General features: G+C 39.0%; 1 protein-coding gene. It reads left to right on the top strand.

The features are described 5' to 3' along the window. Positions 1-248: 248 nt before the first annotated feature. The coding region (locus R7Z47_RS25735) for an FIST N-terminal domain-containing protein (protein ID WP_411913067.1) at positions 249-603 on the top strand (355 nt) is incomplete at its 3' end.

Below are 603 nucleotides of genomic sequence, written 5' to 3'. Positions count from 1 at the left end.
AAAATTGATCTGAATCAATCTGGTGTGTTTGATAGTATAAGCGACAATCATTATAGAGCTGAATGGAATGCTATATCTGCAACCAAAACGATTAAGCTCAAAATAAACCAAAATATTGTCTTAGTGCATTTATAAATTAGATCTGACACGAGATAATGGCATCTTCTTTGTGAAATTCGAACCTTCTAGCCTAACGATAATTTGTCGTAATGGTATAACAGTAACGTGACAAACAATAATAAAAGCGTATGCAGTGCCAATCAGTATTTACCCATATTACCGACGAATATTTAGCAGTAGAGAGGCTTCGTTCAGAGCTGAGGCAAGAACACTTGTCTTATATCATCTGTTATTACACAGAAGAGTATGACTTCAGAGCCATTCGCTCTGCCTTTCTTAGATATTTCCCTGGTGTTCCATTCCACGGTTCAAGTTCATGCCAAGCCATTATGACCGATCAGGGTTTTCACGTTGGGCCAGTCATAGCGGCTATGGCTATCTATGACTCAGGCCCACATGCTTATGGAACCGGTATTTCTAATTGTGAAGAAAATGAGTGTGTCTCCGTCGCTCTAGATATGGCTCTTCAAAATGCTAATCGAA

Source organism: Vibrio sp. 1641 (assembly GCF_033339995.1).
Taxonomy (GTDB): Bacteria; Pseudomonadota; Gammaproteobacteria; order Enterobacterales; family Vibrionaceae; genus Vibrio; species Vibrio alginolyticus.
Note: the sequence above shows the minus strand (reverse complement) of the source record. Positions and strands in the feature narration are given on the sequence as shown.